Raw genomic sequence first — 21,362 nt, 5'->3', positions numbered from 1 at the left:
CGGAACCGCGTGTGGCACCGGCTCCTCCGGGCACAGTCGCGCGACATCTGATAATTTGTCTACCGACGGATTGGAATCGGCGCGCCCTGCCCCAATAATGTCTCTATGGAGTGTCATTGGGGCGCCATCGCGCGCCCGTCGATGCACCGATTACCCGTTCACCCGCGTCAGACAGGAAGCCTTATGTCCAATACCCCCTCGAAGCACGACAATCCGCTCCTCGATTTCTCCGATCTGCCGCGCTTTGGCGAAATCCGCCCCGAACACGTCACCCCCGCCCTCGATATCCTGCTCGCCGATGCGGCCGCCGCCGTCGAGCGCGCCGCCCAGCCCATCACGCCCGCTTCGTGGGCCGACGTGGTCGAGCCGGTCGAACGCGCCACCGAACCGCTGTCGCGCGCCTGGGGCGTCGTCGGCCATCTGAACGCCGTGGCGGATACGCCGGAGCTGCGCGCGGTGTACGGCGAGAATCTGCCGCGCGTCACCGAATTCTGGTCGAGCGTCGGCCAGAATCTCGCGCTCTATGAGAAGTACAAGGCGCTTCACGCCAGCAGCGATTTTTCCTCGCTGACCGGCGAGCGCAAGAAAATCCTCGGTAATGCGCTGCGCGATTTCCGCCTGTCGGGCGCGGAATTGCCGGAAGACCAGAAGCCGCATTTCGCCGAATTGCAGGAAAAGCAGGCGGGCTTGTCGAAAGCATTTTCGGATCACGTGCTCGACGCGACCAACGCGTACGCCTACATCGTCGAGGCCGGCGATGAAGCGCAACTGGCCGGCCTGCCCGAAGACGTGATCGAAGCCGCGAAGGAAGCGGCCGAACGCGAAGGCAAGACCGGCTACAAATTCACGCTGCACTTCCCGTCGTATTTCCCGATCATGCAGTACTCGGAAAATCGCGCGATGCGCGAAACGATATACCGCGCGTATGTGACGCGCGCATCGGAACTCGGCCCGCAATATGGCAATGGCAAGCCGGAATGGGACAACACGGCCGTGCTCGCCGATCAGTTGAAGCTGCGCGCCGAAGAAGCGCACATGCTCGGCTACAACAACTTCGCCGAAGTCTCGCTTGCGCCGAAGATGGCCGAGTCCCCGGCGCAAGTCATGGCCTTCCTCGAAGACCTCGCCACGCGCGCGCGCCCGCATGCTGAACAGGACTGGAAGGAACTGCGCGAATTTGCTGCGAACGAGCTCGGCATGGCCGAGCTGCAGCCGTGGGACATGACGTTTGCCGCTGAACGCCTGCGTCAGAAGCGCTATTCGTTCTCCGAGAACGAAGTCAAACAGTACTTCCCGGAAGACGTCGTATTCAAGGGTCTCTTCAAGGTCACCGAAACGCTGTTCGGCGTGCGCATCCGTCGCGACGAAGCAGCCGTGTGGCACCCGGACGTGCGCTTTTTCCGCGTCGGGAATCAGGACGGCGGCCTCGTCGCCCAGTTCTATCTCGACCTGTATGCACGCGAAGGCAAGCGCGGCGGCGCATGGATGGACGATGCCCGCGGCCGTCACAAGCACACTCAGGGCAGCGTGCAGACGCCGGTGGCGTATCTGACCTGTAACTTCTCGGCGCCGGTCGGCGGCAAACCCGCCTGCTTCACGCACGATGAAGTGATCACGCTGTTCCACGAGTTCGGCCACGGTCTGCATCACATGCTCACGCGTGTCGATGAACTGGGCGTGTCGGGTATCAATGGCGTCGAGTGGGACGCGGTTGAACTGCCGTCGCAATTCATGGAGAACTTCTGCTGGGAGTGGGACGTGCTGAGCGACATGACCTCGCACGTCGACACGGCCAAGCCGTTGCCACGCGATCTGTTCGACAAGATGCTCGCCGCGAAGAATTTCCAGAGCGGTCTCGGCACGCTGCGCCAGATCGTGTTCTCGATGTTCGACATGCAATTGCATACCGGTTTCGATGCGTCCGGCACGAAGAACGCCACCGAACTCGCGAGCGAGATCAACGAGCGTTTCCACGTGGTGCCGCAAGCTTCGTTCTCGCGTTGGCCGAATACGTTCAGCCATATTTTCGCGGGCGGTTATGCAGCAGGCTACTACAGCTACAAGTGGGCTGAAGTGCTGTCCGCCGATGCGTACGCCGCGTTCGAAGAAGCCGCACAGGCCGCGAGCGGCAGCGTGCTCGATCAGGCAACCGGCATGCGCTACCGCAAGGAGATTCTGGAAGTGGGCGGCAGCCGTCCCGCGATGGAATCGTTCAAGGCGTTCCGCGGCCGCGAGCCGAATATCGACGCCTTGTTGCGGCACAACGGCATGGCGCCTGGCGCCGCGCATTGAGCTTGTGGTGAAGCATCGGTCGGCTTTGTAGATAGCGCCGACATCGATAAAAAAGCCGGTGACCTGCGAGAGCAGGCACCGGCTTTTTTCATGAACGCGCGCCGCGAGCGGTGCGCTGCGGCTAACCGCGATGCAGTTTGAAATCGACCTCTGCAGGACGCCCTTCCAGCGACAACGCCGCGCGCGCAGCAGGCGCACGGCTCACCACCTTGCCGCGGCTCACCACTGCAAGCCGCGCGGCGCGCAAGCGGATCGCTTCGACCGGATCGCGCGCATCGAGCAGCACGAGATTCGCCGCGCAACCCGGCGCGACGCCGTAGTCTTCCAGCCCGAGAATACGCGCGGCATTCACCGTGACCGCGTCGAAACACGCATGCATGCCGTCGACGCCCGTCATCTGCGCAACATGCAAACCCATGTGCGCGACTTCGAGCATGTCGCCCGAGCCGAGGCTGTACCACGGATCCATCACGCAGTCGTGGCCGAACGCGACGTTGATGCCCGCCGCCATCATCTCCGGCACGCGTGTCATGCCACGCCGTTTCGGATACGTATCGCTGCGGCCCTGCAGGGTGATGTTGATCAACGGATTGGCGATCGCCGCGACGCCCGACTCGCGCATCAGCGGCAAGAGCTTGCTGACGTAATAGTTGTCCATTGAATGCATCGAGGTCAGATGCGAACCGGTGACGCGCCCATGCAAGCCGAGCCGGTGCGTTTCGGCGGCGAGCGTTTCGATGTGACGCGACATCGGATCGTCCGATTCGTCGCAATGCATGTCGACGCGCAAGCCCTGCTCCGCCGCGAACTCGCACAACATGCGCACGGACTGCGCGCCGTCGGCCATCGTGCGTTCGAAATGCGGAATCCCACCAACCACGTCGACGCCCATTGCAATCGCTCGCTTGAGATTCTCGAATGCGCCTGCGCTGCGCAAGACGCCGTCCTGCGGAAACGCGACCAGTTGCAAGTCGAGATAAGGCGCGACGCGGCGCTTCACTTCAAGCAGTGCTTCGACGGCGAGCAAGCGCGGATCGCATACATCAACGTGGCTGCGAATCGCCAGCAGACCGCGCGCGACAGCCCAATCGCAGTACTGCAGCGCGCGCTCGATCAGCGCCTCCTGCGTGAGGTCCGGCTTCAGTTCGCCCCACAGCGCGATGCCTTCCAGCAAGGTGCCCGACGCATTCACGCGCGGCAGACCGTACGACAGCGTCGCGTCCATGTGGAAATGCGGATCGACGAATGGTGGCGTGACGAGCGAACCGGCGGCGTCGATTTCTTCATGCGCGCTCGCGGCCAGATTCGGTTCGACGGCGACGATGCGGCCCGCTTCGATGCCGATGTCGACCGGCTCTTTGTGCTGCTTGTGCTGCTTGTGCTGCTTGTGCTGTGATGTGGCGCTCGGCGGCAGCGTCGCGCGGCGGATAATCAGATCCATGATTCGCTCCTGTTGACCGCTCTTTGACTGATTGCGATTCTATCGGCGTCAGAAAGTGTGTGCCCGCGTTTTAGCAGGACGCCGTACCGGCAGGCGGAGAGGAATGCGTACCGGCTACGAATGACAACGCCCGCCTATACTCGACTTTCCACACGTTCGATGCCTGGCATTCGATACGCAACCGCCTGCATCATCCACCAACGGAGCAAGACCATGAAAACCATCGGCGTGATCGGCGGAATGAGTTGGGAGTCGTCCACCGAGTACTACAGGCTCCTGAACCGCCACGCCAAGGCGCGTCTCGGCGGCCACCACAACGCGTGCAGCCTGATGCTGACGGTCGACTTCGCGCCGATCGAGGCCAACCAGCGCGCCGGCAACTGGACGGCGCTCGGCGATCAGCTGGCCGACGCCGCGCGCCAACTCGAACGCGGCGGCGCCGACCTGGTGATACTGGCGACCAACACCATGCATCGCGTGTACGAATCGATCGAACGGGCGATCGGCGTGCCCTTCCTGCACATCGCCGATCCGACCGGCAAGGCGCTGCGCGCCGCAGGAATCGCGCGGGTGGGCTTGCTGGGTACACGCTACACGATGGAGCAGACGTTTTACACGGGGCGCTTGAGCGAACGCTACGGCCTCGAGACGCTGATTCCCGAAGAAGCCGAACGCGCGGATGTGCACCGCATCATCTATGACGAGCTGTGCCACGGCAACGTGAATGACGCCTCGCGTGCGGTCTATCAACGTGTGATCGAAGGACTGGCCGCGCGCGGTGCGCAGGCAGTGATTCTCGGCTGCACGGAAATCACCTTGCTGATCAAGCCGGAAGATTCGGCGTTACCCGTATTCGACACGACCGAATTGCATGCGCAAGCGGCAGTGGACTGGGCGATCGAGTCGGAGGAGTGAATGCAAGTGCACGCGGCGCATGCACGCGTGAAAGCGAACGCCAGAAGTTAAAAAGCCCGCGTAGCTTGCGCTAGCGGGCTTTCAACAATGCTTGGTTGCGGGGGTAGGATTTGAACCTACGACCTTCGGGTTATGAGCCCGACGAGCTGCCAGACTGCTCCACCCCGCGTCAGAGAAAAAGAGTATATAGGGTGGTTCGCGAGACGTCAAACAATCGGACGAAATAATTTCAAATGAGGTGCCTGTTGCGGGTCGCGCTCATGCAGCTGGTGAACGCCGCACATAAGCAGACTACTCAGAGATCCTCGACCGTCGCGCCTTCCACTTTGCCGTCGATGATGTCCGCGCCATACTGGCTCGCGCTGCGTTTCGCGACACCGAAATCGGAGAACGTGGACGCCAGCACCAGACGGAATACGCGGCTTGCCTTCGAGCCGCTGATCGCGCCCGGCCGGCACACGCGTACTGCAACGTCGTAACCTTCGGCATGACGCTTGTGACCGTCGAACTTGTCGAACTGCCGCGAAAACACCAGCGGATGCACTTCGAAGTCCTTATAAAGGGCTGGATATAGTTGGGCCATGATGCGTTCCCGATGCGCGTAAATGTGATCCCACTATACGCCGTGGCATGACGGCATCGGGCTTTTATTTTTGACGGCCGCCGGGGCAATTTTCACCGTCGGTCGTCTCGCGCGATAAGATGCGGGACTATCGGAATCGACCCGATCCTGCCAATCCGGATCCGGGTCGCCAGACGGGTCGTCGCTGAAGCAAAAATAAAGCGGAACGCGGGGCCAGCGCCCCACAAAGCCTTGCCCAGCAAGAATGTGAGAACTTTATGAAAATCGCCACCTGGAACGTCAACTCCCTCAAAGTGCGCCTGCAGCACGTCATCGATTGGCTCGAAACCAGCCACGCAGACGTGCTGTGCCTGCAGGAATTGAAGCTGACGGACGACAAATTCCCCCGCGCCGAACTCGAAGCGAAAGGCTACCGAAGCTGGTTCGCGGGCCAGAAGACGTATAACGGTGTCGGCATCCTGGTGCGCGACGGCCTGAACGTCGACGAAAGCAGCATCGTGCGCAATATCCCCGGCCTCGAAGACCCGCAGCAACGCGTGATCGCCGCGACCATCGAGGGCGTGCGCATCATTTCCGCTTACTTCCCGAACGGCCAGGCGCCGGGCACCGACAAATTCGCCTACAAGCTGAACTGGCTCGCCGCCCTGCACGACTGGGTCGCGAGCGAAATGGCGCTGTATCCGAAACTCGCGCTGCTCGGCGACTACAACATCGCGCCGGAAGATCGCGACGTGCACGATCCGAAAGCGTGGGAAGGCCAGAATCTGGTGTCGCCCGAAGAGCGCGCCGAGTTCGTGCGGCTGGTCGAACTCGGTCTCGTCGATGCGTTCCGTCAGTTCGAGCAGCCGGAGAAGATCTATTCGTGGTGGGACTACCGGATGATGGCGTTCCGCCGCAACGCGGGGCTGCGTATCGACCACATTCTGCTATCGAAAGCGCTCGCCGAGGCGTGCTCGTCCTGCGATGTCGACAAGGTGCCGCGCAAGTGGGAGCAGCCGTCGGACCACGCGCCGGTCGTCGCCCAGATCGGCTGAACGCACGGCGAGCGGGGCCTACGTCGCCCCGCTCAAACAGCGCCACAAGAATTCGAACACCATCGCATCGTGCTCGGCCTGCTCCAGCTCATCGGAGCCGCCGTGGCCCCCTTCCGTGTTCTCGCGATACCAGACCTTTTCTGCGCCCAGCGCCTGCATGCGCGCGGCCATCTTGCGCGCGTGTCCGGGGTGCACGCGATCGTCAGCGGTCGATGTGGTGAACAGCACCGGCGGATACGCGACGTCCGCACTCACGCGATGATAGGGCGAGTAAGCGGCCAGCACGCGTGCCTCGTCTGGCTCGTCCGGATCGCCGTATTCATCGATCCATGATGCGCCTGCGTGCAACAGGTGATAGCGGCTCATGTCGAGCAGCGGCACCTCGCACACTACGGCGCCAAACAACTCGGGACGCTGCACCATGCACACCGCGACCAGCAGGCCGCCATTGCTGCCGCCCTGAATACCGAGTTGCGCGGCGCTGGTCACGCCTGTGCTGATGAGCGCCTCGGCCACCGCGATGAAATCGTCGAACGAGCGCTGCCGATGCTCGCCCTGCGCCGCCGTATGCCACTGCGTGCCGAACTCGCCGCCACCGCGTATATGCGCCACCACGTACACGCCGCCGCGCTCCAACCAACCGATCCCCGGCCCGGTCAGATAACCCGGCAGCAGCGGAATCGCGAAACCGCCGTAACCGTTGAGCAGGCATGGGCGTGGTTGCTCGTCTGTCTGCGCCGTCTGCCCTTGCACAGCGTGTTGCGCTACCCGCGGTCCGATCACGGTGTACGGCACCCGCGTGCCGTCCGCGGACACCGCGTGCCCATGCGTCACCGCGAACGGCGTCGCATCGAACTGGGTCGGCCAGCGGTCGAGCAACGTCCAGTCGGTCAGGTCGTTCTGGGCAAGATCGGTGAGCCAGTACGCAGGCGGCTGCAGATAGTCGTCGGTATCGACGAACACTTCGTCGTTCAGCGTCGGCTCGATCGGTGAGACGTCGGCCTGCACATCGTCACGTGAGGGAAAGAAACGTTGATGCCAGTGCCAGCCTTGATCGGCCGCTTGCGACGGGATCCACAGCGAGGTCCTGCTCTGCACATCTTCCAGGTACGACACGATCAGGTAGTTGCGCGTGTGCGTCCACTCGCAGGCGGAGGTTTGCGATGTCGGTGTGAAAAGCGGCACCACGTCACGCTCGCCACGCAAAAACGCGGCTTCGCGGATCGCCAGCAACGCGCCGCCCGGATAGCGCACGCCATTGCAGTCCCAATCGAGACGCGGCTCGAGCAGCAGCCAGCCTTGCCAGCCGCCGACCGCAACGTGTGAGGGTACGTCGTACCGGTGCCATGCATCGGCCCTGTCTGCGGCGCCGTCGTTGCTATCAATATCGAGGTAGTACGTCTGCGAATCGAAGAAATCGACGCTGCTCACCACCGTGTGGCGCCGCTCGATCGGATCGTAGTGGGCCTCCACGCCGATGTCGCCAAACGCCCCCTTGAAGACCACCGGCGCGTCGGCCAGTGCACTCCCCCGCGTCCAGCGCCGCACTTCGCGCGGATAGCCGGAGCGCGTCAGCGTCTTGCGGCCGTTGTCCCAGCCGACGTAGAGCGTGTCCCGATCGATCCACGAAGCCGTGTGCTTGCCGGCCTTTGCAATCACGAAGCCGTCGTCCACGAACCGTCGCGCGTCGATGTCGAACTCGCGTACTACCAGCGCATCCGAGCCGCCCGGCGACAGCGTGACCAGCGCGCGATCGCCGTCCGGATAAAGAATGTCGAGTTCGGCACAGACCCATGGCATGCCTTCGGCCGCACCGAGCGCATCGAAGTCGAGCAGGTTCTGCCAGACAGGTGCGCCACTGCGCCAGGCCGCCCACGTCGTGCGCCGCCAGATGCCTTTGGGATTGCGTTCGTCCTGCCACAGATCGTAGGCCCAGTCCTTCCAGCGATCGGGGATGACCGGGCGCTCGCGCGGCAGATAAGCGTCGGCAAGCCGCTGTTTGAGTGACTCGAATTCCGCGCTGCTGCACCACGCGGCACGCGTGCGGGCGTTCTGCGCTTCGACCCATGCGAGTGCGTCAGGGTCGTCGAGCGCTTCGAGCGACAGAAAGGGATCGGGAGAAAGCGGCCAGGAGAAAAAAGCGGCAGAAGCGGGCATCGTCAGCTGTCGAATGAAAACAGCGTTGATTATGCCTTGTGGGAGCCGGAGAGCCTTTGACGCTGCGCGCCGGAGCGGCTGCCAAGCCGCCCCGGCTGACCGCGCAAACCTCAGGGCTCGAGATTGAGTTCCTGAATCTTGCGCGTAATCGTGTTGCGGCCAATGCCGAGCCGCTCCGCCGCTTCAACCTTGCGGCCACGCGTGAAATCCAGCGCCTCGCGAATCACCGCCGCTTCGAAACGGCGCGCGAGTTCGTCCATCACGTCGGCCGCATTCTCGCGCAACATCCGCGCGACTTCGGTGCGCAAGCCGCCTTCCCAGGCGGCGACGGCGGTCGCGACGGGCATGCCGGCAGCACTGGCCGGATGCGCGGCTGCGCTGATGCCGTTGATCGGCGCGCCGCCGGCGAGCCCTACTTCACCGGTGCCGATCACGCCGGTGCCACCGCCCGTGAGATCGGCCACGCCGACTTGCGCGGGGCCCAGATCGGGCGGCAGGTCTTTGATCTCGATGGTCTGCGCCGGCGCCATCACCGTGAGCCAGTTGGCGAGATTCTCCAGTTGACGCACGTTGCCCGGAAACGGCAGCGATGCCAGATAAGCGAGCGCCTCTTCCGACACGCGCTTAGGCTCCACGCCCAGATCGCGCGCACTCTTTTGCAGGAAGTGGCGCGTAAGCAGCGGAATGTCTTCGCTACGCTCGCGCAAGGCCGGCAAACGCAAACGGATCACATTGAGCCGGTGATACAAGTCCTCGCGGAACAGGCCCTGACGCACGCGCGATTCGAGGTTCTGGTGGGTCGCCGCGATCACGCGCACATTGGCGCGCAACGGATTGTGGCCGCCGACGCGATAGAACTGCCCGTCCGACAGCACACGCAACAGGCGCGTCTGGAGATCGAACGGCATGTCGCCGATTTCATCGAGAAACAGCGTACCGTTCTCAGCCTGCTCGAAGCGCCCCTGGCGCATAGCCTGCGCGCCGGTAAACGCTCCGCGCTCGTGACCGAACAGTTCGGATTCCAACAGATCCTTCGGAATCGCCGCCGTATTCAACGCGATGAAGGGACCATTCGCGCGTGGGCTATGTCGGTGCAACGCGCGCGCAACGAGTTCCTTCCCGGTGCCTGATTCGCCGGTAATGAGCACGGTGGCCGCGGAATGCGACAGCCGGCCGATCGCACGAAACATGTCCTGCATCGCCGGCGCCTGGCCGAGCATTTCCGGTGCATCGGCGACGCGGTCGTCCCACGTCTGTTCGCCGCGCATGCTTTCGTCGACCGCGCGACGGATCAACTCGACCGCCTTGTCGACGTCGAACGGTTTGGCGAGGTATTCGAACGCACCGCCCTGGAATGCGGCGACCGCGCTGTCCAAGTCCGAGAACGCCGTCATGATGATGACGGGCAGGCCCGGCACCTTGTCACGGACGGTCTGCAGCAATTCGAGGCCGGAGCCGCCAGGCATCCTGATGTCGGACACCAGCACCTGAGGGCTGTCGTGATCGAGCGCGGCCGATGCCTCGCGCACGTTCGCGAAGCTGCGAGTCGCGAAGTTTTCGCGGGCGAGCGCTTTTTCGAGCACCCAGCGAATCGATTGATCGTCGTCTACTATCCAGATCGGCTTCATATAGGTCGTTCAGAAGTCTTGAGAGGCTTGTGGTGTTAGCAGTCGAGCGGCAGCAGAATCTGAAACTCGGTGTGGCCCGGCCGGCTTTCCACTTCGATCAGCCCGTCGTGCTGTTGCACGAAAGTCTGCGCGAGCGTCAGGCCGAGACCGCTGCCGTCCTCGCGCCCCGACACGAGCGGATAGAAAATGCGGTCACGGATTTCTTCGGGAATGCCTGGCCCGTTGTCAGTGATATGCAAGTCCAGTGCCAGCTTACATAAACGTTTCGACACGGTGATCTTGCGCGCAATGCGAGTGCGCAATTCGATGCGCGCATCGCCTTGCGAGATGCGTTCGCGCAATGCTTCGGCAGCGTTGCGCACGATGTTCAGCAACGCCTGGATCAGTTGCTCCTTGTCGCCGCGCAGGTCCGGCACGCTCACGTCGTAGTCGCGCTCGATCGTGAGACCGCGCGGAAACTCCGCGAGAATCACCTGACGCACGCGCTCGCACACTTCATGAATATTCACGTCACCGACGATATGCGGATGACGGTGTGGCTCCAGCAGGCGATCGACCAGCGTTTGCAGCCGGTCCGATTCCTTGATGATGACTTGCGTGTACTCGCGCAACTCGTCGCGCTGACGCTCGCCGAGTTCGAATTCGAGCAGTTGCGCCGCGCCGCGAATCCCGCCGAGCGGATTCTTGATCTCGTGCGCGAGGTTGCGGATCAGTTGTTTGTTGACCGCCGTGAGGTCGTTGATGCGCTCCTCGCGGTCGGTGCGGATATGCCGCTCGTTCTCGAACAGTTCGAGCAGCACATAGTCTTGCGCGCTTTCCAGGTGACCGACGACCGCATGCACATGCAGCGGCTCGTGGCCCGGACGCTCGAGTACGGCGTCCAGATGCGTCGCGTGAAAACGGTGGGCGGCGATCGCCGAAATCGTGGCGAGCAGTTCGTCCGCGTTCGAGAAGATGTCCGGCCACGCCATCTGCGTCAATTGCTTGCGCGAGAGCTCCAGCATCGACTCCGCCGACGGGTTCGCAAACACCACGCGCAACGTGCGCTTCTCGAGCACCAACGCGACTGTCGGCAATGCCTCGAAGCCCGGCAGCAAACCGGAACCCACGAGCTGAGCGTCGTCCGACAGCGTCTGCTCGTGCCCTTTCCTTGCCTTCATCAGATTCTTCAGAACCATCTTGCAGTCTGGCCGATAGGAGATGGTGATCAATCAGGTGTACCGCTTATTGTCCTGCCTGATGCGCTACTTCTTTGCCCCTGTACGTCACGAACGCCGCGAATGGACTCATTCGCGCCTAACAAAAAAGGGACGGCGCCGCCGTCCCTTCGTGACCGATCGCGAGCGTCGGGCAAAGCGCTTCGCCGTTTGAAGGGCGAAGCGCCATTGCCGCTTACAGCGAGTAGTACATTTCGAATTCGATCGGGTGCACCGACTGACGATAGCGTTGCAGCTCGCCCGTCTTCAGTTCGATGTACGCGTCGAGCATCGAGTCCGTGAACACGCCACCGCGCGTCAGGAATTCGCGGTCCGCGTCGAGTGCGTCCAGCGCCTGGTCGAGGCCGGCACATACGGTCGGGATCTTTGCATCCTCTTCCGGCGGCAGGTCGTACAGGTTCTTGTCGGCAGCTTCGCCCGGGTGAATCTTGTTCTGCACGCCGTCCAGACCCGCCATCATCAGCGCGGAGAAGCACAGGTACGGATTCGCCATCGGATCCGGGAAACGCGTTTCGATACGGCGGCCCTTCGGGTTCGACACGTGCGGAATGCGGATCGATGCCGAACGGTTGCGCGCCGAGTAAGCCAGCTTCACCGGTGCTTCGAAGTGCGGCACGAGGCGCTTGTACGAGTTCGTCGACGGGTTCGTGATTGCGTTCAGCGCGCGAGCATGCTTGATGATGCCGCCGATGTAGAACAGCGCGAATTCCGACAGACCTGCGTAACCGTTGCCTGCGAACAGGTTCGTGCCGTCTTTCCAGATCGACTGGTGAACGTGCATGCCCGAACCGTTATCGCCGACCACCGGCTTCGGCATGAACGTTGCCGTCTTGCCATACGTGTGCGCGACGTTCTGGATGATGTACTTCATTTGCTGCAGCCAGTCGGCGCGTTGCACCAGCGTCGAGAACTTCGTGCCGATTTCGTTCTGGCCCTGGCCCGCGACTTCGTGGTGATGCACTTCGACCGGGATGCCGATCTGTTCGAGCAACAGACACATTTCCGAACGGATGTCCTGGAACGTGTCGACCGGTGCGACCGGGAAGTAGCCGCCCTTCGTGCCCGGACGGTGGCCGGTGTTGCCGCCTTCGAAGTCCATCGCCGACGACCACGGTGCTTCTTCCGAACCGATCTTGACGAACGTGCCCGACTGGTCCGTACCCCACTTGACCGAGTCGAAAATGAAGAATTCAGGTTCCGGACCGAAGAAGGCCGTGTCGCCAAGGCCCGTGCTCTTCAGGTACGCTTCAGCGCGCTTTGCGAGCGAACGCGGGTCGCGTTCATAGCCCTTGCCGTCAGCCGGTTCGACGACGTCGCAGGTCAGGACGAGGGTCGACTCTTCGTAGAACGGGTCGATGAAGGCGGTGTTCGCGTCCGGGACCAGCAGCATGTCCGATGCTTCGATGCCCTTCCAGCCGGCAATCGACGAACCGTCAAACGCATGGCCGCTTTCGAACTTGTCTTCATCGAATGCCGACACCGGCACCGAAACGTGTTGCTCTTTGCCGCGCGTGTCGGTGAAACGGAAGTCGACAAACTTGACGTCCTCGTCTTTGACGAGTTGAACGACGTCGGCCACGGATTTACTCATAACCTATCTCCTGATTAACGAATTCGGCGGATTCAGCCGCCGCCCAATCTAGCTGACCCGTCCCGGCGCGTCCACCCCTCTATCGTTGAGGATGAACATAAAAGCCTGCTGGGACAAATCGATCGGCACCAATAAAGCAGCTTCTGTGCCATGTGTGCGCCAACCCGGCGCAGGACCGCACTGCGCGCGCGTTTGCGGGGAATGGGCGCACCGAACCGCATGCGGCCCCGAAATCTTCACGTTGCGTATCGCACCGAGTTAGTGCATTCACAAAATCGACAACGGGTGACATCTCTATTCTGGTGCATTTTTCGGAATATGCACCATTACAGAGCGCACATCTCCTTGCTTCGTGCGGACTGGACGCCCGCGCTGAACCGCATGCGCGTCGCACGCGGCGCGCTAGAATGTTCATTTGGTCCGACGGAGATTTGCGCTCATGAGCACGCTCGAACAGTTGTACGCCCAGGCGGACAAGCGCCGCACCGAGAACCAGTTGCCCTACGCGGGCGCGGTATCGCCCGCCGAGGCGTTCGAACTGCTGCAACTCGACCCGCGCACGCGTCTCGTCGACGTGCGCACCCGTGCCGAACTCGATTGGGTTGGCCGGCCGGTTATCGGCGACGGACAATACGCCCACGTGGAATGGACGCGCTACCCAGGCGCCGTGCCGAACCAGGAATTCCTTCAGCAACTGAGTCATGTCGCTTCGCCCGACACGCCGGTGCTGTTCTTGTGCCGCAGCGCCGCGCGCTCGAAGCTCGCCGCGATTGCCGCTACCCAAGCCGGCTTTACCAAGGCGTACGACCTGCTGGAAGGCTTCGAAGGCGACAAGGACGGCCAGGGGCATCGGAAGACAGTGTCGGGCTGGTGCTTTCGCGGGTTGCCGTGGATCGGCGCCTGATTGTTGATCCGCAGGGGCCTTCGGGAGATGGGGCGGGACAATTAGACGCATCGTCGGCGCTGCATGTGACAGGCCGATGATGCGTTGAGTGTTAAGTCACAGGCACGGGCGCAAGCGCGCCCGGAGGAAGGATGCCGTGCGCGGCGATTAACCGCTGCACGACCAGCGCTCAAGCGCGCGGTTTAGCCCCAGCCGCCTCAGGCTCGACGATATCGCCGCCCAGCAGGTGCACGCCTTCACGCAGCTTCACAAACGCCGCCGCCACCGCTTCCGGTTCGCCCTTCACACCGAGATCGATGTGATGCCGCGCATACACGCCGCCACGCTCCGCATCGCCCACGCTCGGCAGGCTGAACACCCGCACACCCGGAAAATCGTGTTCTATTTTTTCCATCAACGGCGTGAGGCGTGACTCCGGCAGCTCGAACACCAGCAATGACTTTTCCGCGTGCGGCATCGCATGATGCAGATGCGCGTATTGCGTATCCAGCACCCACTCGATCATCGGCCACGCCATCACCGGGAAGCCCGGCACGAAGTAGTGCTGCTTGATCGAGAAGCCTGGAATCTTGTTGTAGCCGTTGGGAATGATCGACGCGCCCTGCGGATACGTGCCCATATTCAGACGATGCCGGTTCTCGGCCGAATTCAGATCGAGCGGCGTTGCGGCGTTCGCCGGATACATATCGCGGATACGCTCCTGAATCAGCTTCGCGGCCTCCGGATGCAGTTCGAGCGGCACGCCGAGCGCGGCTGCCGCGCACTGGCGGGTGTGGTCGTCCGGGGTGGCGCCGATGCCGCCCGTGGAAAACACGATGTCGCCGGAGGCGAACGTGCGTCGCAACGTCGCCGTGATGCGCTCCGGCTCGTCGCCGATATATTCCGCCCAGCCGAGCGACAGCCCGCGCGCGCCCAGCAATTCGATGACCTTCGGCAGATGCTTGTCGATACGTCTGCCCGACAGGATTTCGTCGCCGATGATGATGACGCCAAATGCCATTGCCGCCTCTTTCGCTTTGTCAGTAATTCATCAGTAGGGAACCGGCGCCGCGTGCCGCGGGCCGTGCTCTTCCGCACGCATGCGTTGCAGCGCGCGCAGACAGTAGTAGCCGAACCACAGCGCCGAAAACACGAGGATGAACGCGTAGATCCAGATCGTCACCGCGGTGATCACCGGGAACAGCACGATCAGCCATACCGACGATGCCCACAGCAGCGTCGGCAGTGAACCCAGCAGTCCGCTCGCGATGCCGATCAACAGCAGCGGCAAACGGAAGCGTCTCACCAGCGCGCGCCGCTCGTCACGCGTGGCATGCAGCGCGAGCGCGTCGTAGCTCATCACGCGATACGTCAGCCAGCCCCACAGGAGCGGCGGAATCAGCGCAAAAAACGGCGGCACCAGCCAGAGCGGCAACGTGACGATCAGCAGCACCAGACAAACCAGCGTGGTCCACAATGCCTGGCCCAAGCTACCGTACCACGTTCCGCCGCGACGCATTTCAAGGCCGGGGAATTGCCGCGCCGACAGAAAGCGGATCACGGCCGGCATCGACAGCGTGGCAATCAATAGCAACACCGTGACGACGATCAGCGGAATCGCCATCGCAATCACGATAAACGGCGCGATTGCCGTGTGCAGCGCCGAAAAGCCGAGCCAGTCGAACAGATGATAGAGCGTGACGGTGAACGACCAGCTTTCGAGCCACGTGCGGGTGGCGCCGATCAGCGTCTGCCAGGAAAACCACAGGATCACGCCCCACCCGACCGTTGCCGCCAGAAACGGCAGGAAGGTCAACCAGAGCATGCGCGGGTGGAGCGCGCTTGCGAGCGCACGTCCGAACGAGCGCAACAGATCATTCATGCGAGCCAGTGCCGGTGAACGAAACGATGGAATAAGGAGAATGCCGCAACGCACCGGCCACGAGGCCAAGGCTGCGCGCACAAACGTGAACAGGATAAACCACGTGACGCGCCGCCGGGAAAACCGACGGCGCAAGAGGAAGAATGCTCAAACCGGGGCGGCGTCGCTGCCTTCGGTGCGACGCTTCGGCGCAAGCCGCCCGGCGATGCGCACGAAGGCAAGCCAGTGCTGCGCCCAGAAACCGTCGCCGTAGCGTCGGCCTTCGAGTTGGTCACGGATGCCGGTGGGCTCCATTTCGCGGCTCCACGACACGCTGCGGAACAGCATGTCCCACCAGGGGAACAGCACGCCGAAGTTGCAACCGTACTTCAGCCCTTCGTGGCCATAGCCGATTGCATGATGCCGGCGATGGAAGGTCGGGCTGACCAACAGGCGCTCGCCGAGCCAGCCGAAGTACAGACTAATGTTCGCGTGCTGCACGCTCTGCGCGAGGTTCGTGATTGCCACCAGCACGACGAATTGCGACGGTGGCACGCCGATCACCAACGCGATCGCTGCAAAAAACGAAGCCTGCAACAAACTGTCGAGCAAATGGTTACGGTCATCGGACCACAGCGACATTTGCTGCTGGCTGTGATGTACGGCGTGCAATTCCCACCACACACCGATCCGATGTTCCCAGCGGTGATACCAGTAGCCCGCGAAATCGAGCACGAGCAGGTACATCACGAATGTGACGAGCGGCTGCGTGGTGACGCCCGGCCACAGATTGTCGAATTCGATATTCGCGATGTTGTGCAGCCGCAGCCAGGCCTGCACGTTGTCGAACAATGGCTGCAGCGCGAAAAAGAAGAACAGGTTCAGGATGCCGAGCTTGGCGATCCACGTGTAAATCACGTCGACACGCACGGCCTTGCGGTTTTCCCACCGCTCCACCGGGCGGAGCATTTCGAGCGGGCGCAGGATCGCGTACATCGCCAGCACCTCGAAAACGCCCACGATCACCCAATACAGGCTGTCGTAAGTGTCTTCGTCATAGTCCATCAGATTGAAGTGGAACAGCAGCGGCTGCACCACGTCGACGTACAGCAGCGTCTGCACGGCTGAGACGAAGCTGTCGAGAGAAGAAAAAATCAGATGGAACATGGTGCTGGCCTGTTACTTCATTCCTCGCGGTCTGCCTGTTACAGCGTCACGCGCCGTTCGGCGCCGTAATCGGCGCGCGATTGAAGAAATAGATACCGTGCGGCGAACGGCCGACGGCTATCGTCTGGATCAGCTTACGCGTGTTCAGGTCGATGATGCCGACATGTTTCGCAAAGCGGAAGGTCACCCACAGATAGCGTTTGTCCGCGGAAAGTTCCATGTCGTCCGGCCCCGGCATCAAACCGGTGATATCGCCGACGTTGGTGAGCGTGTCTTCGTCGATGATGCTGATCGTGCTCGCGACGCGGTTCGATACCGCCACATGCTTGCCGTCGACCAGCGAGCGGAAGTTGTGCGCGCCCTTGCCGGTCTGGATCGTCTTGACGATTTTCTGGTTGCGCCAGTCGACCACCGCGACGTAATCCGCCCCGGTCATGCCGATCAGCAGATATTTCTCGCCCGGGGTCATCCACAGGCCGGCCGGCACCTTGCCGACCTTCATCTTCCACTTGACGGTTTGCGTAGCCAGATCGATAGCGGCTAGCTCGCCCGAAACCTGCAGCGTGACGAACACCGTCTTGCTGTCATTGGTGAAGGCCATGTGGCTCGGCATCACCGCGAGCGGCAGACGCGAGGCCAGCGTCATCTGGTTCTTCTGGCTGTCGTAATGATAGATGTCGAGGCGGTCCAGACGCAGCCCGGTGGTGACGAGCCATTTGCGGTCGGGCGAAAAGCCGATCTGGTACGGATCCTCGATGTTCTCGACCCAGCGCTGGACCTGGCCCGACTTCGGGTCGACGAACATCAGGTTGTTCGACACCGAGTTGGCGACGATCAGCGACGAGTTGTCCGGCGTGGCCATCAGGTGGTGCGGTTCCTTGCCCGTCGGCACCGTGCCGATGACCTGGCGGGTGGTCTCGTCGATCAGGCTCAGCGTGGCTTCGCCGGAATTGAGCACGATCACGTTGTTGGCGAGAGCCGCCGGAGAAAAAAAGCCTGCGGCGGCGACCAGCGCTGCGCCTGCGGCGAACGTGGCAGTCACGCCGGGAAGAAAAAATTTACGCATGAAAACTCACTTCGGAGAACAACCGTCATTGTAGAACGTTTGCTGTGACCAGCGGTTGACGTGGATGCGGGTGCGACGCGTGGAAAGACGAAGGGACGCGGCGCATCCGGCGGCAAATCTGTCAGTGAATTCCGAGTCACTGACAACCCGACGACGGTTTTACGTAGAAAAATCCGTGGCGATTCATATCAATCCATTTTAACCCACATAATAACAGCTCATTAAATTCTTATGCCATTCCGTTTTTCATAAGACAAAACAAGATTATTCTTTACTTTATACAATTAAAAAACACTTATCCAAACCCAATTACATCCCGCCATTTATTTTCAACGATTTAAGAATTGGCTTATTTCGGCTTCGCCCCACCAGAACTGACAATCTCGCCGTTCATCGCCCATGCACTTAATCCCGTGGACATGAAAGCGTGATGCAGGTAATTCGGACGCGCGAGGAAATCAACAGAACACAAAAAGCGGTCGGAATAAATAACCGTAGCCGACGTGTTCTGCCTATGCGCGACACACTTGGGGCGATGACGCCTTTTCCGACTCAGAATGCTTTCGTGTGCCGTCCACGATCTAATTCCGGCGGAGTTTTCTGAAAAATGAATAAAATCTACAAATCGGTTTGGTGTGAGACGACGGGCTCGTGGGTCGCCGCGTCGGAGACGGCTCGCTCGAAAACGAAACGCGGGGCATCGCGGAAGTTGGTCATGGCGCAGGCTGTGCTGGCTGCGGCAACTTTGCTGGGCGGTGTGCCGGTGGCGCAGGCGGCTACGGTTTATTTCGCTGCCGGCTCGGTCATTCCAGGTGTGGATCCCGATGCGACAGCCTCGGGACCGGGCTCGGTGGCGGCGGGCGTTGGATCGAGTGCATCGGGTTCGGGGTCCATCGCGATCGGTAACTGGGCAACGGCAACGAACACGGCCGCGACCGCGATTGGGTTCAAGGCGGAAAGCCGGGGCGAAGGTGCATTCGCGGCCGGGATGACAGCTCTGGCCGACGCCGATTTCAGCACCGGCATAGGCAACTATGCTAGCGCGACGGGCGTGGGCGCAACGGCGCTCGGCGCCAACGCGCTCGCGAATAGAAGCGGCGCGGTCGCCATTGGCCTTGACGCTAGCGCCTTCGCCGACGGCAGCGTTGCGCTCGGCCAAGGTTCGATCGCCGATCGTGCTAACACCGTCTCTGTCGGCGCAAGCGGCGCGGAACGTCAAATCACGAACGTCGCAGCCGGCACCGAAGCAACGGATGCCGTCAACCTGAGCCAGTTGAATGCCGTTGCCGCCGACGCATCCCGCTATTTCAAGGCAGACGGCCTCAATGACGGCTCGGATGACGCCACCGCAAGCGGCGACCACTCGGTTGCGATCGGCGCCTACGCCAACGCTTCCGGCGCTGAGTCATTGGCGCTCGGCACGTCTTCGCGGGCACAGGCAGACAACAGCACCGCCGTTGGCACCCTCGCGACGGCTGCGGGCGACAATTCGACGGCGCTCGGCTATCAGGCAAATGCCAGCTCCGCCAACTCGGTCGCGTTGGGCAACGGTTCGGTCGCCGATCGTGCCAACACCGTCTCCGTTGGTGCAAGCGGCGCAGAACGTCAAATCACCAATGTCGCAGCCGGCACCGAAGCTACAGACGCCGTCAACCTGAGCCAGCTGAATGCCGCTGCCGCTGACGCCTCGCGCTATTTCAAGGCAGGCGGCGCCAATGACGGCTCGGACGATGCCACCGCAAGCGGTGACCACTCAGTCGCGATCGGCGCCTACGCCAATGCTTCCGGCGACGCCTCTTTTGCAGCCGGCACGTCCTCCTGGGCACAGGGAGACAACAGCACGGCTGTCGGCACGCTTACCACGGCAGCAGGCGACGGCTCGACGGCGCTCGGCTATAACGCTAGCGCCGTCGCGGCTAACTCGGTCGCACTGGGCAAAGGCTCGATCGCCGATCGTGCGAACACCGTCTCGGTCGGCGCAAGCGGCGCAGAACGTCAAATCACCAATGTCGCAGCCGGCACCGAAGCTACAGACGCCGTCAACCTGAGCCAGCTGAATGCCGCTGCCGCCGACGCATCGCGCTATTTCAAGGCAGGCGGTGCCAATGACGGCTCGGACGACGCCACCGCAAACGGCGACCACTCGGTCGCGATCGGCGCCTACGCCAACGCTTCCGGCGACGCCTCTTTTGCAGCCGGCACCTCCTCGTGGGCACAGGGAGGCAACAGCACGGCTGTCGGCACCCTCGCGACGGCTGCCGGCGACAATTCAACGGCGCTCGGCTATCAGGCCATTGCCAGCTCTGCCAACTCGGTCGCCCTCGGCAACGGCTCGATCGCCGATCGTGCCAACACCGTCTCCGTCGGTGCAAGCGGCGCAGAACGTCAAATCACCAACGTCGCAGCCGGTACCGCCGACACCGACGCCGTCAACGTTGCCCAGTTGAAGGAAGTTACGTCCCAGACCGACGCCAGGCTCGACGGCGCCGTGATGTACGACAGGAACGCCGACGGCAGCGTCAACAAGAACAGCGTCACGCTCGGCGATGCAACAAGCGGTGGCACAGTGATCCATAACGTCGCCGACGGCGTGGACACAAACGACGCCGTCAACCTCGGCCAGTTGAACGCGGCCATCAACGGCGCGGTCAGCGACATCACGGTCAACACGGCCAATCCGTTCTACAGCGCGGAAGGCGACCGCGGGACAGAAGGCGCGCTGGCAAGCGGCGCGCACTCGGTCGCTTCGGGCGCGAACGCACAAGCAGCAGGCGCCAATACCGTGGCCATCGGCGCGAACTCCGTCGCAAGCGGCAACAACGCCACCGCACTCGGCGCAGCAGCAAACGCCAGCGCGGACAACTCAGTGGCATTGGGTCAGGGCTCAGTCGCGGATCGGGCGAACACAGTATCGGTTGGCGCAGCGGGCCAGGAACGTCAGATCACCAACGTCGCAGCCGGCGTACAAGGCACGGACGCGGTCAACGTCAATCAACTACAGCAAAGCGTAAGCGGCGCGGTCGGCCAGGCAAACAGCTACACCGACGACCAGATCCGCTCGGCTCGCCGCGATTTGTACGGTGGCACGGCATCGGCGCTGGCCGCTGCAGGTTTGCCGCAGGCGGTCTTGCCGGGTCGCGGCATGGTCGCGATCGCGGGTGGCACGTATGGCGGCCAGTCGGCGATGGCCATCGGCGTTTCGCAGCTGTCGGAAACCGGCAAGTGGGTCTACAAGGTGCAAGGGACGACCGACTCGCGTGGCCAGTTCGGTGCGTCGGTCGGCGCGGGCATGCACTGGTAACAACTCGGCGGAAAACGTGATTGGCTCGATCTGAATCAGTCACGCCGACGCCGATAGCATTGCCGTACTTAGCGAGCAGGCGCGGGCCCGCAAGAACTCGCGCCTTTTGCGCGTGACAACATTCTCAAAAGGAGTGGCGTCGCGCGTTTTTTTGCTCGACACCGCGTGTAGAAGCGCATCGGCTAACGCTGGACGAACGAAGCGGACAGTTGCGCCGCCCCACTTC

The 21,362-nt window shown here is 62.3% G+C and carries 16 protein-coding genes and 1 tRNA gene; 6 read left to right on the top strand and 11 right to left on the bottom strand.

Translation table 11 applies throughout. The annotated features are described in order from the left end of the window. Positions 1–183 precede the first annotated feature (183 nt). A complete protein-coding gene (locus M0D66_RS13710) occupies positions 184–2,292 on the top strand; it encodes a M3 family metallopeptidase (RefSeq protein WP_266210902.1) in 2,109 nt (702 codons plus the stop codon). Between the two features lie 121 nt (positions 2,293–2,413). On the opposite strand, the gene M0D66_RS13705 is transcribed toward M0D66_RS13710, so the two are convergent. After that, positions 2,414–3,733, bottom strand: a complete 1,320-nt coding sequence (locus tag M0D66_RS13705; protein ID WP_266210901.1) for an amidohydrolase family protein — start codon at positions 3,731–3,733, stop codon at positions 2,414–2,416. Between the two features lie 213 nt (positions 3,734–3,946). On the opposite strand from M0D66_RS13705, the gene M0D66_RS13700 reads away from it, so the two are divergent. Then, entirely contained in the window at positions 3,947–4,648 is a 702-nt protein-coding gene (locus tag M0D66_RS13700; RefSeq protein WP_266210900.1) for an aspartate/glutamate racemase family protein, read from the top strand. Between the two features lie 92 nt (positions 4,649–4,740). Here M0D66_RS13700 and M0D66_RS13695 read toward each other — a convergent pair. Continuing rightward, positions 4,741–4,817 (bottom strand) — tRNA-Met (locus tag M0D66_RS13695). A gap of 126 nt (positions 4,818–4,943) precedes the next feature. Beyond that, on the bottom strand, positions 4,944–5,231 hold the full coding sequence (locus M0D66_RS13690; protein WP_054038000.1) for a hypothetical protein: 288 nt from the start codon (positions 5,229–5,231) through the stop codon (positions 4,944–4,946). 257 nt (positions 5,232–5,488) lie between these two features. Here M0D66_RS13690 and xth point away from each other — a divergent pair, with 257 nt between their 5' ends. Continuing rightward, positions 5,489–6,265: an exodeoxyribonuclease III gene (xth, locus tag M0D66_RS13685; RefSeq protein WP_266210899.1), complete on the top strand. Its 777-nt coding sequence runs from the start codon at positions 5,489–5,491 to the stop codon at positions 6,263–6,265. 18 nt (positions 6,266–6,283) lie between these two features. Here the strand turns inward: xth and M0D66_RS13680 are convergent, their stop codons facing one another. From M0D66_RS13680 to glnL, 3 genes are all read right to left on the bottom strand, one after another. Next, entirely contained in the window at positions 6,284–8,422 is a 2,139-nt protein-coding gene (locus M0D66_RS13680) for a prolyl oligopeptidase family protein (RefSeq protein WP_266210898.1), read from the bottom strand. Positions 8,423–8,532: 110 nt separating this feature from the next. Continuing rightward, entirely contained in the window at positions 8,533–10,050 is a 1,518-nt protein-coding gene (gene ntrC, locus M0D66_RS13675; RefSeq protein ID WP_093633578.1) for a nitrogen regulation protein NR(I), read from the bottom strand. Between the two features lie 35 nt (positions 10,051–10,085). Then, a complete protein-coding gene (gene glnL, locus M0D66_RS13670; protein WP_093633579.1) occupies positions 10,086–11,228 on the bottom strand; it encodes a nitrogen regulation protein NR(II) in 1,143 nt (380 codons plus the stop codon). 22 nt (positions 11,229–11,250) lie between these two features. On the opposite strand from glnL, the gene M0D66_RS13665 reads away from it, so the two are divergent. After that, entirely contained in the window at positions 11,251–11,421 is a 171-nt protein-coding gene (locus M0D66_RS13665) for a hypothetical protein (protein WP_167378325.1), read from the top strand. Positions 11,422–11,442: 21 nt separating this feature from the next. Here the strand turns inward: M0D66_RS13665 and glnA are convergent, their stop codons facing one another. Further along, positions 11,443–12,858, bottom strand: coding sequence for a type I glutamate--ammonia ligase (gene glnA / locus M0D66_RS13660; RefSeq protein ID WP_063496656.1), 1,416 nt, complete (start codon positions 12,856–12,858; stop codon positions 11,443–11,445). A gap of 439 nt (positions 12,859–13,297) precedes the next feature. On the opposite strand from glnA, the gene M0D66_RS13655 reads away from it, so the two are divergent. Then, positions 13,298–13,762 carry a rhodanese-like domain-containing protein gene (locus tag M0D66_RS13655; RefSeq protein WP_175053649.1) on the top strand — a complete coding sequence of 155 codons (465 nt, stop codon included), beginning with the start codon at positions 13,298–13,300 and terminating at the stop codon, positions 13,760–13,762. Positions 13,763–13,931: 169 nt separating this feature from the next. On the opposite strand, the gene M0D66_RS13650 is transcribed toward M0D66_RS13655, so the two are convergent. From M0D66_RS13650 to M0D66_RS13635, 4 genes are all read right to left on the bottom strand, one after another. Next, positions 13,932–14,762: a molybdopterin-binding protein gene (locus tag M0D66_RS13650; protein ID WP_054037986.1), complete on the bottom strand. Its 831-nt coding sequence runs from the start codon at positions 14,760–14,762 to the stop codon at positions 13,932–13,934. A 30-nt stretch (positions 14,763–14,792) separates the two neighbouring features. Next, complete coding sequence (locus M0D66_RS13645; protein ID WP_054037984.1) at positions 14,793–15,623, bottom strand: EI24 domain-containing protein; 831 nt, start codon at positions 15,621–15,623, stop codon at positions 14,793–14,795. 147 nt (positions 15,624–15,770) lie between these two features. Continuing rightward, positions 15,771–16,769, bottom strand: coding sequence for a sterol desaturase family protein (locus M0D66_RS13640; RefSeq protein WP_200650643.1), 999 nt, complete (start codon positions 16,767–16,769; stop codon positions 15,771–15,773). A 46-nt stretch (positions 16,770–16,815) separates the two neighbouring features. Then, positions 16,816–17,835 carry a beta-propeller fold lactonase family protein gene (locus M0D66_RS13635; protein WP_093633582.1) on the bottom strand — a complete coding sequence of 340 codons (1,020 nt, stop codon included), beginning with the start codon at positions 17,833–17,835 and terminating at the stop codon, positions 16,816–16,818. Positions 17,836–18,442: 607 nt separating this feature from the next. Here M0D66_RS13635 and M0D66_RS13630 point away from each other — a divergent pair. After that, entirely contained in the window at positions 18,443–21,136 is a 2,694-nt protein-coding gene (locus M0D66_RS13630) for a YadA-like family protein (protein ID WP_266210897.1), read from the top strand. The last annotated feature ends 226 nt before the right edge of the window (positions 21,137–21,362 follow it).

The sequence above is a fragment of the Paraburkholderia sp. SECH2 genome, assembly GCF_030464795.1.
GTDB lineage: Bacteria > Pseudomonadota > Gammaproteobacteria > Burkholderiales > Burkholderiaceae > Paraburkholderia > Paraburkholderia aspalathi.
Note: the sequence above shows the minus strand (reverse complement) of the source record. Positions and strands in the feature narration are given on the sequence as shown.

What these genes read in the sequence shown, in the direction of transcription:
- M0D66_RS13710 (WP_266210902.1), top strand. Translation starts at nt 184, where the DNA reads ATGTCCAATACCCCCTCGAAGCACGACAATCCGCTCCTCGATTTCTCC.
- M0D66_RS13705 (WP_266210901.1), bottom strand. Translation starts at nt 3,733, where the DNA reads ATGGATCTGATTATCCGCCGCGCGACGCTGCCGCCGAGCGCCACATCA.
- M0D66_RS13700 (WP_266210900.1), top strand. Translation starts at nt 3,947, where the DNA reads ATGAAAACCATCGGCGTGATCGGCGGAATGAGTTGGGAGTCGTCCACC.
- M0D66_RS13690 (WP_054038000.1), bottom strand. Translation starts at nt 5,231, where the DNA reads ATGGCCCAACTATATCCAGCCCTTTATAAGGACTTCGAAGTGCATCCG.
- xth (WP_266210899.1), top strand. Translation starts at nt 5,489, where the DNA reads ATGAAAATCGCCACCTGGAACGTCAACTCCCTCAAAGTGCGCCTGCAG.
- M0D66_RS13680 (WP_266210898.1), bottom strand. Translation starts at nt 8,422, where the DNA reads ATGCCCGCTTCTGCCGCTTTTTTCTCCTGGCCGCTTTCTCCCGATCCC.
- ntrC (WP_093633578.1), bottom strand. Translation starts at nt 10,050, where the DNA reads ATGAAGCCGATCTGGATAGTAGACGACGATCAATCGATTCGCTGGGTG.
- glnL (WP_093633579.1), bottom strand. Translation starts at nt 11,228, where the DNA reads ATGGTTCTGAAGAATCTGATGAAGGCAAGGAAAGGGCACGAGCAGACG.
- M0D66_RS13665 (WP_167378325.1), top strand. Translation starts at nt 11,251, where the DNA reads ATGGTGATCAATCAGGTGTACCGCTTATTGTCCTGCCTGATGCGCTAC.
- glnA (WP_063496656.1), bottom strand. Translation starts at nt 12,858, where the DNA reads ATGAGTAAATCCGTGGCCGACGTCGTTCAACTCGTCAAAGACGAGGAC.
- M0D66_RS13655 (WP_175053649.1), top strand. Translation starts at nt 13,298, where the DNA reads ATGAGCACGCTCGAACAGTTGTACGCCCAGGCGGACAAGCGCCGCACC.
- M0D66_RS13650 (WP_054037986.1), bottom strand. Translation starts at nt 14,762, where the DNA reads ATGGCATTTGGCGTCATCATCATCGGCGACGAAATCCTGTCGGGCAGA.
- M0D66_RS13645 (WP_054037984.1), bottom strand. Translation starts at nt 15,623, where the DNA reads ATGAATGATCTGTTGCGCTCGTTCGGACGTGCGCTCGCAAGCGCGCTC.
- M0D66_RS13640 (WP_200650643.1), bottom strand. Translation starts at nt 16,769, where the DNA reads ATGTTCCATCTGATTTTTTCTTCTCTCGACAGCTTCGTCTCAGCCGTG.
- M0D66_RS13635 (WP_093633582.1), bottom strand. Translation starts at nt 17,835, where the DNA reads ATGCGTAAATTTTTTCTTCCCGGCGTGACTGCCACGTTCGCCGCAGGC.
- M0D66_RS13630 (WP_266210897.1), top strand. Translation starts at nt 18,443, where the DNA reads ATGAATAAAATCTACAAATCGGTTTGGTGTGAGACGACGGGCTCGTGG.